Origin of the sequence: Flavobacterium suaedae (genome assembly GCF_014642915.1) — a bacterium.
Lineage (GTDB): Bacteria > Bacteroidota > Bacteroidia > Flavobacteriales > Flavobacteriaceae > Flavobacterium > Flavobacterium suaedae.
Window position 1 is genome coordinate 239,106 of sequence record NZ_BMJE01000003.1, and the last position, 16,075, is coordinate 255,180.

At 34.2% G+C, this 16,075-nt stretch carries 20 protein-coding genes; 8 read left to right on the forward strand and 12 right to left on the reverse strand.

All coding sequences use genetic code 11. From position 1 onward, the window contains the following. Positions 1-34 precede the first annotated feature (34 nt). The 6 genes from IEW45_RS06980 (at position 35) to IEW45_RS07005 (ending at position 5,248) form a co-directional block, all read left to right on the forward strand. Complete coding sequence (locus tag IEW45_RS06980; protein ID WP_188620519.1) at positions 35-244, forward strand: hypothetical protein; 210 nt, start codon at positions 35-37, stop codon at positions 242-244. 85 nt (positions 245-329) lie between these two features. Beyond that, positions 330-1,424 carry a Nif3-like dinuclear metal center hexameric protein gene (locus IEW45_RS06985; protein WP_188620520.1) on the forward strand — a complete coding sequence of 365 codons (1,095 nt, stop codon included), beginning with the start codon at positions 330-332 and terminating at the stop codon, positions 1,422-1,424. Positions 1,425-1,426: 2 nt separating this feature from the next. Beyond that, entirely contained in the window at positions 1,427-2,206 is a 780-nt protein-coding gene (locus IEW45_RS06990; RefSeq protein WP_188620521.1) for a zinc ribbon domain-containing protein, read from the forward strand. 43 nt (positions 2,207-2,249) lie between these two features. Beyond that, on the forward strand, positions 2,250-3,098 hold the full coding sequence (locus IEW45_RS06995) for an alpha/beta fold hydrolase (protein ID WP_188620522.1): 849 nt from the start codon (positions 2,250-2,252) through the stop codon (positions 3,096-3,098). A gap of 69 nt (positions 3,099-3,167) precedes the next feature. After that, entirely contained in the window at positions 3,168-4,757 is a 1,590-nt protein-coding gene (gene bshC / locus IEW45_RS07000; protein WP_188620523.1) for a bacillithiol biosynthesis cysteine-adding enzyme BshC, read from the forward strand. Between the two features lie 71 nt (positions 4,758-4,828). After that, positions 4,829-5,248, forward strand: a complete 420-nt coding sequence (locus tag IEW45_RS07005; protein ID WP_188620524.1) for a nucleoside-diphosphate kinase — start codon at positions 4,829-4,831, stop codon at positions 5,246-5,248. A 69-nt stretch (positions 5,249-5,317) separates the two neighbouring features. On the opposite strand, the gene IEW45_RS07010 is transcribed toward IEW45_RS07005, so the two are convergent. Next, positions 5,318-5,614 (reverse strand): DciA family protein, encoded by a 297-nt coding sequence (locus tag IEW45_RS07010; protein WP_188620525.1) that lies wholly within the window; start codon positions 5,612-5,614, stop codon positions 5,318-5,320. Further along, positions 5,614-6,030 (reverse strand): lipocalin family protein, encoded by a 417-nt coding sequence (locus IEW45_RS07015; protein WP_188620526.1) that lies wholly within the window; start codon positions 6,028-6,030, stop codon positions 5,614-5,616. Before IEW45_RS07015 ends, IEW45_RS07010 begins: the two co-directional genes overlap by 1 nt. Positions 6,031-6,148: 118 nt before the next feature. Here IEW45_RS07015 and IEW45_RS07020 point away from each other — a divergent pair, with 118 nt between their 5' ends. Both IEW45_RS07020 and IEW45_RS07025 read left to right on the forward strand, forming a co-directional pair. Further along, complete coding sequence (locus IEW45_RS07020) at positions 6,149-7,219, forward strand: serine hydrolase domain-containing protein (RefSeq protein ID WP_188620527.1); 1,071 nt, start codon at positions 6,149-6,151, stop codon at positions 7,217-7,219. A 173-nt stretch (positions 7,220-7,392) separates the two neighbouring features. After that, positions 7,393-8,469 (forward strand): serine hydrolase domain-containing protein, encoded by a 1,077-nt coding sequence (locus IEW45_RS07025; protein ID WP_188620528.1) that lies wholly within the window; start codon positions 7,393-7,395, stop codon positions 8,467-8,469. A gap of 40 nt (positions 8,470-8,509) precedes the next feature. On the opposite strand, the gene IEW45_RS07030 is transcribed toward IEW45_RS07025, so the two are convergent. The 10 genes from IEW45_RS07030 to IEW45_RS07075 all read right to left on the reverse strand — a co-directional run bounded on the left by IEW45_RS07030 (position 8,510) and on the right by IEW45_RS07075 (position 15,982). Then, complete coding sequence (locus IEW45_RS07030; RefSeq protein ID WP_188620529.1) at positions 8,510-9,745, reverse strand: hypothetical protein; 1,236 nt, start codon at positions 9,743-9,745, stop codon at positions 8,510-8,512. A gap of 34 nt (positions 9,746-9,779) precedes the next feature. Beyond that, positions 9,780-10,733, reverse strand: coding sequence for a signal recognition particle-docking protein FtsY (ftsY, locus tag IEW45_RS07035; protein ID WP_188620530.1), 954 nt, complete (start codon positions 10,731-10,733; stop codon positions 9,780-9,782). Between the two features lie 96 nt (positions 10,734-10,829). Further along, on the reverse strand, positions 10,830-10,982 hold the full coding sequence (locus IEW45_RS07040) for a DUF4295 domain-containing protein (protein ID WP_188620531.1): 153 nt from the start codon (positions 10,980-10,982) through the stop codon (positions 10,830-10,832). Positions 10,983-10,994: 12 nt separating this feature from the next. After that, positions 10,995-11,177, reverse strand: coding sequence for a 50S ribosomal protein L33 (rpmG, locus tag IEW45_RS07045; protein WP_188620532.1), 183 nt, complete (start codon positions 11,175-11,177; stop codon positions 10,995-10,997). Between the two features lie 30 nt (positions 11,178-11,207). After that, positions 11,208-11,444, reverse strand: coding sequence for a 50S ribosomal protein L28 (gene rpmB, locus IEW45_RS07050; protein WP_188620533.1), 237 nt, complete (start codon positions 11,442-11,444; stop codon positions 11,208-11,210). A 79-nt stretch (positions 11,445-11,523) separates the two neighbouring features. After that, positions 11,524-12,771: a competence/damage-inducible protein A gene (locus IEW45_RS07055; protein ID WP_188620534.1), complete on the reverse strand. Its 1,248-nt coding sequence runs from the start codon at positions 12,769-12,771 to the stop codon at positions 11,524-11,526. 3 nt (positions 12,772-12,774) lie between these two features. Next, complete coding sequence (locus IEW45_RS07060; protein WP_188620535.1) at positions 12,775-13,119, reverse strand: Hpt domain-containing protein; 345 nt, start codon at positions 13,117-13,119, stop codon at positions 12,775-12,777. Next, entirely contained in the window at positions 13,119-13,730 is a 612-nt protein-coding gene (locus IEW45_RS07065; protein ID WP_188620536.1) for a fumarylacetoacetate hydrolase family protein, read from the reverse strand. The genes IEW45_RS07060 and IEW45_RS07065 overlap by 1 nt, the downstream gene beginning before the upstream one ends. 15 nt (positions 13,731-13,745) lie before the next feature. Continuing rightward, a complete protein-coding gene (locus tag IEW45_RS07070) occupies positions 13,746-14,522 on the reverse strand; it encodes a 3'-5' exonuclease (protein WP_188620537.1) in 777 nt (258 codons plus the stop codon). Between the two features lie 149 nt (positions 14,523-14,671). Further along, complete coding sequence (locus IEW45_RS07075; RefSeq protein ID WP_188620538.1) at positions 14,672-15,982, reverse strand: dihydrolipoamide acetyltransferase family protein; 1,311 nt, start codon at positions 15,980-15,982, stop codon at positions 14,672-14,674. Positions 15,983-16,075: the final 93 nt, after the last annotated feature.

Sequence of the window (16,075 nt, forward strand, 5' to 3'; positions counted from 1 at the left end):
TTGAAAATTAATAATAACATAACTAACTACAAGAATGAAAAAACTTATTTTATCTATAACCGTTTTAGCAGGAATAACTTTTGCTGCATGCTCATCTGATGACGACAGCGTAAAAAGTAATTGTGTACAATGCGATTTTGAAGAGGCTTCGGAAGTTTGTGAAGGTGATAATGGGAATGCCTATGTTAACGGAGTTGATACACAACAAGGTTTTAATGAATATGTAAGCACTTTTTGTGAGTAGGTTTAAAATATTTACTCAATAGGGCTTTATTGTTTTTGGTAAAAGTTCTCTATATAGGTATATTTGATTTTGAAAAACAGCACAAATGAAAATTAAAGATATACTCACTATACTGGAGCAAATGGTTCCTACTGCCTATGCAGAAGATTTTGATAATGTAGGGCTATTAGTTGGCGATAAAAATACCGAGGCTACAGGTATACTGGTATGCCACGATGCACTGGAAAGTGTTATTGATGAAGCTATTGAAAAGAACTGCAATTTAGTAGTATGCTTTCATCCTATTTTATTTTCGGGTATAAAGAAAATAACAGGCAAAAATTATGTAGAGCGTGCTGTTATAAAAGCTATTAAAAACGACATTGCAATTTATGCGGTTCACACTGCACTTGATAACCATAAGCACGGGGTAAATAAAATTTTCTGTGATGCTTTAGGGCTTACCAATACTAAAGTATTAGTCCCAAAAAGTAACTTTATACATAAACTGGTAACATTTACTATTCCCGAAAATGTAGAAAAACTACGCAATGCGCTGTTTGATGCCGGTGCCGGCAATATAGGCAATTATGAAAATTGCAGCTTTAACTCTCAGGGAATCGGCACCTATCAAGGTACAAATGAAAGCAACCCTGTTATTGGCGAGCAAGGAGAATTTGTAGAAGGACAGGAAATAAAAATAGAGGTTACTTTTGAAAAACACCTGCAAAGCCAAATACTTAGGGCTTTATTCAACAACCATGTTTATGAAGAGGTAGCTTATGAAATATATAAGCTGGAAAACCAACACCAAAACATAGGTTTAGGAATGATTGGGGAATTTGAAACTCCAATGAATGAAAAAGATTTCCTGCTTATGGTAAAAGAAAAAATGCAGGCAGGTGGCATACGCCATAGCGAATATACAGGCAACAAAATAAAAAAAGTAGCTGTACTGGGTGGCTCGGGTAGTTTTGCTATTAAGAATGCTATTGGTGCAGGAGCTGATGCTTATATTACTGCTGATTTAAAATATCATAACTTTTTTGAAGCTGAAAACAAGATACTACTGGCTGATATTGGGCATTTTGAAAGTGAGCGGTACACAAAAAATTATATAGTTGAGTATCTTACAAAAAAAATCGCTAATTTTGCAATCATTTTATCGGAAGAAAATACAAATCCAGTTAAGTACTTATAAATATGGCCAATACCAAGGAGATAAGTGTTGAAGAGAAATTAAGAGCACTTTATGACTTACAGTTAATTGATTCAAGAATAGACGAGATAAGAAATGTAAGAGGTGAACTTCCGTTGGAAGTAGAGGATCTTGAAGATGAAGTTGCAGGACTTACTACAAGACTTGACAAACTGAAAAACGACCTTGAGTCCATCGAGTTCCAAATCAAGGAGAAGAAAAACGCTATTGATGACCATAAGGCAGCTATAAAGAAATATAGCGAGCAACAAAAAAATGTGCGTAATAATCGTGAGTTCAACTCGCTATCTAAAGAAATTGAATTCCAGGAACTTGAAATTCAATTAGCAGAAAAGCATATTAAAGAAATGCGTGCTTCTATAGAGCATAAAAAAGAAGTTATTGCTCAATCAGAAACAAAACTGGAAGACAAAAAAACACACCTTCAGCACAAAAAATCTGAGCTTAAAGACATCATGTCTGAAACTGAGAAAGAAGAAACGTTCTTAATGGAAAAGTCTGCTGAGTATGAAGCTCAAATTGAAGAAAGACTTATTAAAGCATACAAAAGAATAAGAGGAAGTGTAAGAAACGGTCTTGCTGTAGTTTCTATAGAAAGAGGTGCTTCTGCAGGTTCTTACTTTACTATTCCGCCACAAACACAGATGGAAATTGCATCACGTAAAAAAATAATTACTGATGAGCACAGTGGAAGAATATTAGTTGACAGCTCTCTGGCTGAAGAAGAAAGAGAAAAAATGGAGCAATTACTTGCTAAATTATAATACATAATACCCCCGCTAATACGGGGGTATTTTTTTACCCCATATGCAAAAAGTTCTTACTTATATACTTGTAAAAAGTATAGGGCTGTATATTAATATACTTGGCTATGTGGCTCCCAAAAAAGCGAGTACACTTGCCTATAAATTTTTCAGCACTCCACGAGATGGTCGCTTAGTTAAAGACCAGCTCCCTGAAATACTACAGGAAGCAGAAGCCGAAATGATAACACATGAGCATTTTGTTTTCCAAATGTATACTTGGCAACCGGGCAAAGAAAAAAAAGTACTGCTTATACATGGCTGGGAAAGTAATGCTTCTCGCTGGGAACTGTTAATACCCTACCTTAAAAAACAAGATTATACTATTATAGCGCTTGATGCACCTGCACACGGGCTGTCATCAGGAGAAGTTTTTGATATACCTCGTTATGCCGAATTCGTTAATATTATAGTGCACAGTTTACAGCCTGCTTATATGATAGGTCACTCTATTGGCGGAGCTACCGCTTTATATTATATGGCACATTATCCTCAGGATATTATTAAAAAACTGGTAGTATTGGGTGCCCCCAGCGACCTTAATACCATACTGGCTAACTATGCAGGTATGTTAAGCCTTAATAATTCGGTAATAAAAATGCTTAAAAAGCATTTCTTTGAACATTTTAAGATTAAAACAGATGAGTTTTCGGGAAAAATATTTGCTAAACAAATAGAAATTCCGGGACTTCTATCTCATGACAGAGATGATGAAGTTGTGAGTTTTAAAGAAGGAAGAAAAATTGCTGAAGCATGGACTTCTGCCGAGTTTATTATTACAAAAGGATTAGGGCACAGCATGCACGATAGTAAACTATATGAAAAAATATGTCAGTTTTTAAGTCATGCCTAGCTTATAGTGCTACGCCCTTGCTTAAACTCATTATATTTTGTGTAATTTTACAGTAAAACAACTACAAACATGCCTTCAGACTGTATAACCTATCAGCAATCAGGATATTTTACACAACTGATTATTGATTATCTTAATCAAGAAGAAAATTTAAAACCACTATACAATCATTTTCCTTCAATAGAAAACTTTAAGCTTCAAATAGAAGAAAAGCAGAAAAACTACCTTTCTCAAAACAGAGCAATACTAACAAAAGAATTAAAGAAACAGTATAAAAACGTTACTGCTTCTGCCTTAACTTCTGATAATATTGCACTTTTAGAAAGCAAAAATACCTTTACAGTAACTACAGGGCATCAGCTTAATTTATTTACAGGACCGTTATACTTTTTATATAAAATAGTATCAACTATAAACCTTTGTAAAGAACTGAAGGAGACTTACCCTGATTTCAACTTTGTACCTGTATACTGGATGGCTACTGAAGACCACGATTTTGAAGAAATCAGTTTCTTTAATTTTAAAAACAAAAAAATAAAGTGGAATAGGGAAAGTGCAGGTCCTGTAGGCAGGTTAAATAATTCAGGACTGGATGATGTTTTAAAAGTACTTGCTAATGAATTGGGTATTGGCAAAAATGCAGAATACCTAAAAGAACTATTTGAAAAAGCATACTTACAGCATGATAATCTGGCAGAGGCTACACGTTATTTAGCTAACGAATTATTTGGCGATAAAGGCTTAGTTATTATTGATGGAGATAGCAGGGAATTAAAAAAGCCATTTATACCTTATGTACAAGAAGAGTTGGAAAAACAAACCTCGCATGAAAAAGTAGCCGAAACTACCGAACTATTAAAAGAATACAACATACAGGTTAACCCAAGAGAGATTAACTTGTTTTACATAGAAGATGATTTAAGAGAAAGAATTATATACCAAGACAGGAAGTATTATGTAAACAATACTGAAATTGAATTTTCTCACCAGGAGATTATTGATGTGTTAAACACAAGCCCTGAAAAATTCAGTCCTAACGTTATTATGCGTCCTTTATATCAGGAAGTGATACTGCCAAACCTATGCTATATAGGAGGCGGTGGTGAAATAGCCTACTGGCTGGAATTAAAATCTTTCTTTAAGGCTTCAGAGGTTACCTTCCCAATACTTTTAGTACGTAATTCTGTTTTACTGGCTACACAAAAGCAAGCTGATAAATTAGATAATCTTGATCTTACCTGGCAGGATGCTTTTAGCAAACAGCAAAATTTAATCAATAGAAAAGTAAAAGAACTGTCAACACAAGAACTGGACTTCACCGAACAAAAAGCTTTTTTGAAAAAACAATTCGCTGACTTAGCTGCAATTGCTCAGCAAACAGATGCCTCTTTTAAAGGTGCTGTAGAAGCACAGGAAAAGAAACAGCTAAAAGGTCTTGAGAATTTAGAGAAACGCCTTAAAAAAGCAGAAAAGAAGGTACATTCGGATAAACTATCCCGAATTACTGAGATACAAAACGAACTTTTCCCCAACCAAGGACTACAGGAAAGGCAAGCAAACTTCTCTGAATTTTACCTTGACTATAACGGAAAATTACTGGAGTTACTGTTTGCAAAACTTAAACCTTTGGAACACGAATTCAGCATAATAGTTTTATAACATAAAACATTCCTGTTTTTTTAAAGTTATTACACTAAAAGTTCTATTTTTGCAGCAAATTGAAAAATATTATGGCAACAAACAGGACTTTCACTATGATTAAACCGGATGCTGTTGAAAACGGGCATATCGGTAACATTTTAGCAATGATAACCGACGCTGGTTTTAAAATTGTATCATTAAAATTAACTCAACTTACTGTAGCTGATGCTAAAGAATTTTATGCAGTACACAAAGAGCGTCCTTTTTATGATGAATTAGTAACTTTTATGAGCAGAGGCCCTATAGTAGCTGCTATTCTTGAAAAAGATAATGCTATTGAAGACTTCAGAACTTTAATAGGTGCTACTAACCCGGCAGAAGCTGCTGAAGGTACTATTCGTAAAAAATATGCTACTTCTATAGGTGAAAATGCTGTTCACGGTTCTGACAGTGATGAGAATGCTGCTATAGAAAGTGCTTTCCACTTTGCAGGAAGAGAGCAGTTTTAATAAAGAACAAAAATCTTAGCTATATAAAAAAGGTCGCTTACTTAAGCGACCTTTTTATTTTTTTATACTTTACCTGAGTACTACATTTTTTACTACTTCCCTACCCAGCTCTTCATTAATCATTTTTATTATTTTTTCCTTACCGTAACTCAGCTCCTCCCGCAATACAGACGATGTAAGCTGCACATACAAGGTATCATTTTTAAGCATAATTTCCTGAGTGTAATTATTTACACCATTACCCATAAGGTTTTTCCATGCATCACGCACATCTATTTTATCTATACCGCCCTGTAATTTGTTTTCATCTATAAACTGTTTTAAAACATCACTTATAGACGATTCTTCACTTAATCGTTTAGCCATTATTTTAGTGTAAAAGGTTCCGGTTTTGTATAATAATATTCTATATCCTGTTCGTTTTTCAATACAAGGTGTTCGCTATCCAATTCTAATATTTGTTCTTTCCATTTGGCATACTCCGTAATATAACTAATGTATATTTTACCATCTTCTGTAAGAATACTTATATTTTCTGATAAATCGTTTGTTCTATACGTTCCGTCAACCTGAGGCATTACTTTTTTCCTGAAACCTTTTTTATCTTTAATTTCAAAGTAATCAATCGTCGGGTTTACCTTATATTCCTTAACCGACTCATCAGGCATTACAGCTTTTTCAATACTCCAGTAGCCATTTAAGTGTGTTAAATCTTCTTCATTTACTGTTTTACCACACGAAACAGCCATAATTGCTACCAGCAGTACTATATATTTTTTCATTCTTATCCTGTATTTAACAAAAACAAAGTTACTTAAAATTAAATGCTTTAAAATGTTATTAATACAGAATACCAATTAAACTATTTAATATATTTATTGTCAAACAGATAAAACAATCATGAAAAATATTTTATTACTGTTTAGTGGTTTTCTATTATTATCATGCAGTTCTGACGCTGATGATAATACTACTGACGATACACCAATAGAAGCAATGTATTTCCCTGACAATAATACTAGTATTTGGGAAACAAAAGCTATGAGCGAACTGGGTTGGAGTGAAATTGCTAAAAATGAACTTTTAGACTACCTTGAAACAAAAAACACAAAATCGTTTATGGTTTTAGTAAACGGCAGAATTGTAATAGAAGAATATTTTAATAATCATACAGCTAACACACCGTGGTACTGGGCAAGTGCAGGAAAAACACTTACTACTGCTGTAACAGGTATTGCAGAGCAGGAAGGTTACATTAACATCAACAATAAAGTATCTGATTACATTGGCACAGGTTGGACAAGTGCACCTCTCGAAAAAGAAAACTTAATTACTTGCCGTAATTTACTTACCATGACATCGGGGCTTGATGACACTTTAGGCGATGATATTTCTCCCGAAAATTTACAGTATATCGCCGATGCAGGAACCAGATGGGCATATCATGGCGTTTTTCTTAAAATGCAAGGTGTAGTAGCCCAAAGCACAGGGTTAAGCTGGGATGATTACTTTAATGCTAAATTGAAAAGCCCTATTGGTATGACTGGTTCATGGATACCTATTGGAAACCTTAATGTTTACTGGAGTACTACGCGAAGTATGGCTCGTTTTAGCTTGTTGGCACTTAACAATGGTAAATGGAAAGAACAGCAAATAATTAATGCTAATTACTGTAATGATGCTACAACAACTTCACAAAGTATAAACAATGGTTATGGCTATTTATGGTGGGTAAACGGTAAGGCTAATTATCATTTACCCCAATCACAATATGAGTTTCAAGGTAGTGTTATACCATCCGCACCTGAAGATATGTATATGGCATTGGGAAAAAACGACCAGAAAATTTATGTCATTCCATCCAGAAAAATGGTAATCATCAGAATGGGTGAAGCAGCCGACGAAGAAAATTTTGCATTATCAGGTTTTGATAATGAGTTATGGATAAAAATAAACGCAATGATAAATTAAAATTTCTATAGACAACAATATAAATTATAGTAGTTATAACGCTTCATTTCTTAAATATTTTAATATTTAAATAGTCACTTTAAGTAAATTATAACTGTTACAATTTTAACAATTTCAAGAAGTTAGCGTTAGTATTTAATAATTTTACCTCATAATAATATGAAAAAGCTGTTATGAAAAAATTATTACTGATACTACCTGCGCTTTTGTTATTTTCATGTAATACTGATGACTCTGATATAGTTACTACTAATACAACTATGTATTTCCCCGAAAACAATTCAGATTACTGGAAAAAAACAACTGTACAGGAAATAGGATGGAATGAAGACGGTATTGCCCCGTTACTTGACTTTTTAAACACTGAAAAGACCAGAGCTTTTATTATTCTGGCAGATGGTAAAATAGTAATGGAAAACTATTTTAATGGTCACAGCCGATATAAAAAATGGTATTGGGGCAGCGCTGATAAAACTTTAACCGCTGCTATAACAGGCATAGCCGAACAAAATGGCTATGTTAATGTTAATAATAAAGTATCTGATTATTTAGGAACTTCCTGGACAAGTGCTCCGCCTGAAAAAGAAGATATGATTACATGTAAGCACTTACTTACTATGACCTCGGGGCTGAATGAAGATTACGGTAATAATATTTCTGCTACAGGGTTGCAATATCACTGCGATGCAGGAACCAGATGGGCGTTTCATCCCGTAGATAATAAACTTCAGGATATAGTACAGGAAGCCACAGGGGAAAACTGGATACAATATTTTAACGATGAATTACAATACCCCATAGGTATGGAAGGTGAATGGCGGGAAATGAATAACCTAAAAACCTATTGGAGTGATGCCAGAAGTATTGCCAGATATGGATTGTTAGCCTTAAATAAAGGTAAGTGGAAAAGCCAACAAATAATTGACTCTGATTACTTTACCAGTTGCACTTCTTCATCTCAGGAAATAAATAAGTCATACGGATATGCCTGGTGGTTAAATGGTAAAGAAAATTACTACTTACCCTTAAATGATGAAGAGTTTACAGGAAGTATGATAGCTTCTGCACCCAGTGATATGTATATGGCTATGGGAGAAGGAAATCAAAAACTCTATATAGTACCTTCAAGAAAAATAGTCGTTATACGTATGGGAGAAACACCAGACGAAGAAACAATTGAAGATATAAATGCGCCTTCTACAAATTTTGATAATGAGTTATGGGCAAAAATAAATACGCTGATAAACTAATATCAGCGTATTTATTTAATATTGTCTTTCAATTATTGCTTTAGAAAGTGTACATAAAATTAAGCCCTATACGAGAAAGTTTTACTTTGTAATTGTTACTTGTCCCTCCCAGGTTTTTTCCGGTTTCATATCTTAAAACAACACTATACTTTTTATTATAAGTATACCCTATACCTATATTAGCACTGGTAGCAGCATTAAGGTTATATTCGTATGTTTCTGAACCGTATACCCCTGAATCAATAAGTATACTTCTTGTAAACTTAATATCACCACTTATCGGTATATTTAACCCTGCTGCTACATCTGCAAATAGTTTATACCTCTTTTCAGATTTAAAGTTATACCTAACACCCGGATAGAAATTAAGAATCGTGGCCTTAATTTTATAATCTCCAACTTCAGTATTATATGATCTTACATACTTTCCTGTAGTTTCAGAAGAAATACTTTCAAACTCTGCACGCATAAATACTTCCCATTTTTCTGACGGAAAAACTAATGCTACTTCTGCACCTACTCCGGGAGATATAAAATTCTTAGTTTCCGATTCCGGTCTGGTATCAGTTACCGCATAGCTTGTATTATAAATTCCTGCAAATACCGAAAACTTCATTTCATAGCCCTTACCTGTATTATTAGTATATGTAATCGACTCAACATTGTTACATAAGTTGTAATGTTCAAACACATTTATTAAATCATCTTTATCATAATCAACTGCCCTATAATTAATAACAGTACCATTTTCACACATTAAATCATCTACTATTTGTTGTATGTATGTTGTATTTTGTGCTATTTTAGTATGCGAACGCATATAATCTTTATATATAAATTGCTGAAGTTCTATATCTTCTGTAGGGATAGCATATAAAAAATATTCACCTCCTTTAGTAGTACTGTAAGTATATAACTCTGCTTTACCTTCTACAAGCATATTTAAAAAATCTGTTACAGTTTCCCATTCAGGCTCATAGTCAGAAGTTAACCTTCTCTTATTAAGAAGCTTTGAATTATCAAGTTTAAAGGTCTTTTTTACAAATCTATACTCCACTCCTACACCATATTCAGAAACATCACCTTTATTAAGTTTAGAAAAAGAGTTTTCATTTTTTTCTTTAAATTCAAGTAAAGAAAAATTAGTAAAATCAGTTGTTTTAAAATAGCCTTCTACACGATTACCATTTTCAGTAATATAATAACCTGCTTGCTGTTCTTGGGCAAAAGATGACATAGCGGTGATAAAAACCGCTATAAAAGTAAAAATTCTCATTGTATTGATTTGTTGTTTTTATTGTCTTTAAAACTTATTTGAAGAAAGAGTCTACAAACTCATATTTATTAAATACTTGCAGGTCTTCAATGCCTTCACCTACACCAATGTATTTAACCGGAATTTTAAACTGGTCTGATATACCAATTACAACCCCGCCTTTTGCAGTACCGTCAAGTTTAGTTACAGCAAGAGAAGTAACCTCTGTAGCTGCTGTAAATTGTTTTGCCTGCTCAAATGCGTTTTGACCTGTAGAACCATCTAAAACAAGTAATACATCATGAGGAGCATCTCCTATCACTTTTTGCATTACTCTTTTCACTTTAGAAAGTTCGTTCATAAGGTTTACTTTATTATGAAGTCTTCCCGCTGTATCAATTATTACCACATCAGCATCTTGGCTTACTGCTGATTGTAAAGTATCAAAAGCTACAGAAGCCGGGTCACTACCCATATTTTGTCTTACAATAGGAACATCTACCCGATCTGCCCAAACCTGAAGCTGATCTATAGCTGCTGCTCTAAATGTATCTGCTGCTCCTAAAACTACTTTTTTACCAGCTTTCTTAAACTGGTATGCCAGTTTCCCAATAGTAGTAGTTTTACCTACACCATTTACACCAACAACCATAAGTACATAAGGCTTTTTGTCTGCAGGAATTTCAAATTCAGTTGCTTCTCCACTATTGGTTTCAGAAAGTAGAGCAGCTATTTCTTCCCTTAATATTTTATTAAGTTCATCCGTACCCAAGTATTTATCACGAGCAACACGATCCTCAATACGTTCAATAACTTTAAGTGTAGTATTTACACCTACATCAGACGTTACTAAAACCTCCTCCAGGTTATCTAAAACCTCATCATCAACTTTAGATTTTCCTGCTACTGCCTTAGATAGCTTTGAAAAAAAAGAGGTTTTACTTTTCTCAAGACCTTTGTCTAAAGTTTCTTTTTTTTCTGAGGAAAATATTTTTTTGAAGAAATTCATACTTAAAAATAATCAGTTTTTTCCAGCGGTAAATATAGAAAATAAAAAAGCTACTTTCCCTAAAGAAAGTAGCTTTTCTATATATTGTTAGATTTCTTATTTTTTACTAAGAAAATCATTCACTTCTTCCGGAGTCATAACCCCTTCCACAAATGTGTAAGCACCTGTTTTTGGCGACTTTACCATTTTTATTGCTTTCGTTAATCTTTTTGAAGATGTTTGTAACGTTGCTACGGTTTTCTTTGCCATGACGTATAAATATTATTTGATTTCTTTATGGACAGTCATCCTTTTTAATATAGGATTGAATTTTTTTATCTCTAATCTGTCCGGTGTGTTTTTCTTGTTCTTAGTAGTGATGTACCTTGAAGTTCCCGGCTTGCCAGAATCTTTGTGCTCAGTACACTCTAAAATAACCTGGATTCTATTACCTTTCTTTGCCATCTTAAATATATATTATTATTGGTACAGGAATTATTTTATAAGCCCCTTAGCCTGAGCGTCTTTTAACACTGCAGTAATACCTTTTTTATTAATAGTTTTGATAGTAGAAGCGGCTACCCTAAGAGTTACCCACCTGTCTTCTTCAGGAAGATAAAAACGCTTCTTCATTAAGTTTACATTAAACTTTCGCTTAGTTTTATTCATAGCGTGGGAAACATTGTTTCCTACCATTGCTTTTTTACCTGTAAGGTCACAAACTCTTGACATTATATTACGCTTTTATATCGTTATTCAAAATCAGGGTGCAAAGAAACAAAAAAGAAATATATTACACAAACATAATGAGTTAGTTTTTAAAAATTTCCTTATAAATTTTTTCTAATGCTTTATTTACTGCCCTGTCTATAACTTTATCGCGTGGTTGTCCTAAATTAAACTCTTCACTATACACTCCGTTTGGGGTTGCAAAACCTATAAAAACAGTACCAACTTCGGCAGCCCCCTCTTCTTTAGTAGGCCCTGCATTTCCAGTAGTAGCCAAGGCATAATCAGTACCAAAAAGTGCTTTTGTTTTTTGTGCCATTGCTTCTGCCACTTCAGCACTTACAACATCATGTTTTTCTATAAATGATTTTTCTATTCCCAATATAGCTACCTTACTCTCTACAGAATAGGTTACTACCCCTGCTTTAAAATAACTGGAAGCTCCCATTGCTAATGTAAAAGCATGTGCCAATTTACCTCCTGTACAACTTTCGGCAACTGCTATGGTTTTACCTTGTTCTTTTAAAAGTTTACCTACTACAACCTCAAGCGTTTCATCTTCTTCATAGCCTACTATAATATCGCCTATTATTTTTTTCAGCTTTTCAGTTTCTTCGGCAATAGCGGTATATAAAACATCTTTATCTGCACCCCTTGCTGAAAGACGTAACCTAACGCGTCCCGGACTTGGCAAGTAAGCCAATTTTATAAACTCCGGTAAATTATCCTCCCACTCCTCTATACGTTCAGCTACTACACTCTCTCCTTCTCCGTATGTAAGAATTGTTTTATGCACTATAAAAGGACGTTTATACTTAGCTACAACTCTTGGTATAACTTCTTTTTCTATAAGTCCTTTCATTTCATAGGGCACACCCGGCAAAGACACAAAAACGGTGTTTTCTTTTTCCATCCACATTCCCGGAGCTGTACCAACAGGGTTATGTAGTACCGTACATTTTGAAGGTACTAATGCCTGATCTTGGTTCATTTGAGAGGCTTTACGTTTTAAAACACTTTGTATTAAGCCTTCTACATGCATTAAGACGTCATTATTTAAAACTAACTCATCTTCAAAATAATCACAGAATGTTTTTTTAGTGATATCATCTTTAGTTGGTCCTAAACCACCCGTAACAATTACTAAATCAACTTTATTTTGTAATACTTTTAGCGTTTCTAGAATATGCTCTCTGTCATCACTAATAGAAAGCATCTCATAAACCCCTATACCTATTTTATCTAAAGCTTTAGCAATGTAACTTGAATTGGTATCAACTATTTGTCCAATAAGTATTTCATCACCAATAGTAACTATGGCTGCTTTCATATATTAAAGATCAAAATCTTTTTTAAGTTCTTTTAATGTAAGGTCTACATTTTCTTTAAGACTCTTTACTATATCTTTAATCTCTCTCTTTTTACCTTCTGCTCTTGTCCATTCTTCAATAGCCAAAACATCGTTATAAGCTATATCCATACCCAAAAGATCAAGTGTGGGTTTTATTTTATGTGCAGCATAATACACCTTTTTATGGTCTTTTTCTTTAAGCCCCTCTTTTATATTGGTAATTTCAACAGGAACTTCTTCTGTAAAAAGTATTGCTATTTGTTTAGCAAAATCTACGTCGTTATCAGAAACTTCGTAAACCTTAGATAGATTATAATATAGAGCCATTACTTTACTTGTATTCTAAATAGTTTTTTGTCTTCTATAAATCCTTCCAGTACATCTTCCGGGTTTACTTTTCCTACCCCTTTTGGTGTACCTGTAAAAATAATATCACCTATACGTAATGTAAAAAACTGCGACACATAGGCTATTAATTCATCAATCTTCCAAAGCATTTGCTTTGTATTACCTTCCTGAACAACTTCATTGTTTTTAGTGAGTTTAAAGTTTATATCGTTTAACGATTCAAACTCCGTCTTATCTACAAACTCCCCTATCACAGCAGAACCGTCAAAGGCTTTTGCTTTTTCCCAAGGTAAACCTTTTTCTTTTAATGCTGCCTGTAAATCACGAGCAGTAAAATCAATACCTAAGCCAATAGAGTCATAATACTTATGAGCAAACTTAGCATCTATGTGTTTACCTACTTTGTTTATTTTAACTAGTACCTCAACTTCATGATGTACCTCATTACTAAAATCAGGTATAAAAAAAGGAAATTTTTTAAGCACTATTGCCGTATCGGGTTTCATAAAAAGCACAGGGCTTTCCGGCTTTTCATTAGCCAACTCCTCTATATGATCCGTATAGTTTCTTCCTACACAAATAATCTTCATAATAGCGCCTGTTAATTACGTTAATTTATTATTCAGTTTTCTTAGTTTTATTGCTGTAAGTACTTTTTTGGTATATAGCGGAAAATCTGCATTTTGCATCCATCCGTAATAACCAGGTTCATCTTCCAGTACCTTCTCTACTTTAACCCCTTTAAATTTACCAAAAGCAAAAACTTCGTCTCCATCTTTATTTAAAGCTATAAAACCGGCAAAATCTACTGACGCTTTACGCTTAGTATATTCTGATAATGCTTTTATATCATTAGTCAAGTCTTCATACCTGTCTAATTGCGATTTTAGTATTTCGTAAGTTGCATTAGTATCTGCTTCTGCGCTGTGTGCATTTTCCAACGTTTGCCCGCAATAAAATTTATAAGCAGCACTAAGTGTTCTCTCTTCTTTTTTATGGAAAATTGTCTGAACGTCAACCGCAACTCTGTTTTTCATTTCGAAGTCTACCCCGGCACGTAACATTTCTTCTGCTAAAAGCGGAATATCGAATCTATCAGAATTATAGCCTGCCAAATCAGAATCTTTAATCATATTGTACACCTGACTTGAAAGTTCTTTAAAAGTTGGCTCATTGGCTACTTTTTCATCTGTTATACCATGAAAAGCAGTTGTTGATGGCGGTATGGGGATTTCAGGGTTTACCAACCATGTTTTACTTTCTTTATTTCCGTTAGGATAAACTTTTAGTATTGATATTTCTACAATTCTGTCTTTGCTTATATCAGTACCCGTAGTTTCTAAATCAAAAAAGCAAATAGGTCTGTTTAATTTTAACTCCATAATGTTTCTCGTTATTACAAATATAACTTTAGTAAAATTTAAAATAAAGAAGTTATACTAATTTATTTGTTGGATGTGTATTAAAAAAGCAGGCAGCCCGTTACGGACTGCCTGTTATATATAAATATTATTAGCGTATCGCTTGCAAATTATACCCCTCTGTTAGCATCAAAACCTTCAAGGTACTCTGCTACACGTTTTACAAACTGCCCTCCAAGCGCACCATCTACAACCCTGTGGTCATAACTGTGCGATAAGAACATTTTTTGGCGTATCCCTATAAAGTCACCCTGCGGTGTCTCAATAACAGCAGGTACTTTTCTAATAGCACCTAATGCTAAGATACCTACCTGTGGCTGATTGATTATTGGTGTACCAAACACGCTGCCAAAAGTACCCACGTTGGTTACCGTATAAGTACCTCCCTGAGTATCGTCCGGTTTAAGTTTACCTATTCTTGCACGGTTAGCTAAATCATTAACCGCTTTTGCCATACCTACAAGGTTTAACTGGTCAGCATTTTTAATTACAGGAACAATAAGGTTTCCGTTTGGTAAAGCTGCTGCCATACCAAGATTAACATTTTTCTTTTTGATGATATAATCACCATCAACCGATATATTCATCATAGGGAAGTCTTTTAGCGCACGCGCTACAGCTTCCATAAATATTGGTGTAAAGGTTAACTTTTCTCCTTCTCTCTGTTCAAACTCTTTCTTAACCTTATTTCTCCAGTTTACTATATTGGTAACATCAACTTCTATAAACGACTGTACGTGTGCTGATGTTTGTACCGACTGAACCATGTGATGCGAAATCATTTTACGCATACGGTCCATTTCTATAATCTCATCCTGACCGTTAACTGAAACCGGTGCTGCTTTAGCAGCAGGTTTTGATGCAGGTGCAGGTGCTGCCGGTTTAGCTGCCTGAGGAGTCGTAGCAGGCTGACTTGACCTGTTTTTGATATAATCCAGTATATCGTTTTTAGTCACTCTGCCATCTTTACCTGTACCGCTTATAGCTTCAAGCTCTGCAAGTGAAACACCTTCTTCCTTAGCTATATTTTTAACTAATGGCGAGAAAAATTTATCTGAATCTGAGAAGTCAACAGGTGCTGATGCTGCATCTTTTGCTGTTTCTACAGTTTGTGCTACAGCTTCAACATTAGCTTCTTTAGCAGGTTCTTCTGATGATTGTGCCTGAGCAGGAACATCCCCTTCAGTTTCGATATAAGCAATTGTTTGCCCTACCTGAACTACATCGTCTACCTGAAATAATATTTCCGATAAAACTCCTGAAACTTCTGAAGGAACTTCTGAATCTACTTTATCTGTGGCGATTTCTAAAACTGCTTCATCTGCGTCAATGGGATCTCCCACATTTTTTAACCAGTTTGTTATTGTTGCCTCTGCAACACTCTCACCCATTTTGGGTAATTTCAGTTCAAATTTTGCCATATCGTTAACCTAAAGCTAATATTAATGTTTATGATTGCGAAATTAATAAAAAAATCGACTTATTACTTATCTCTTTATAATTTTAAAAACGTC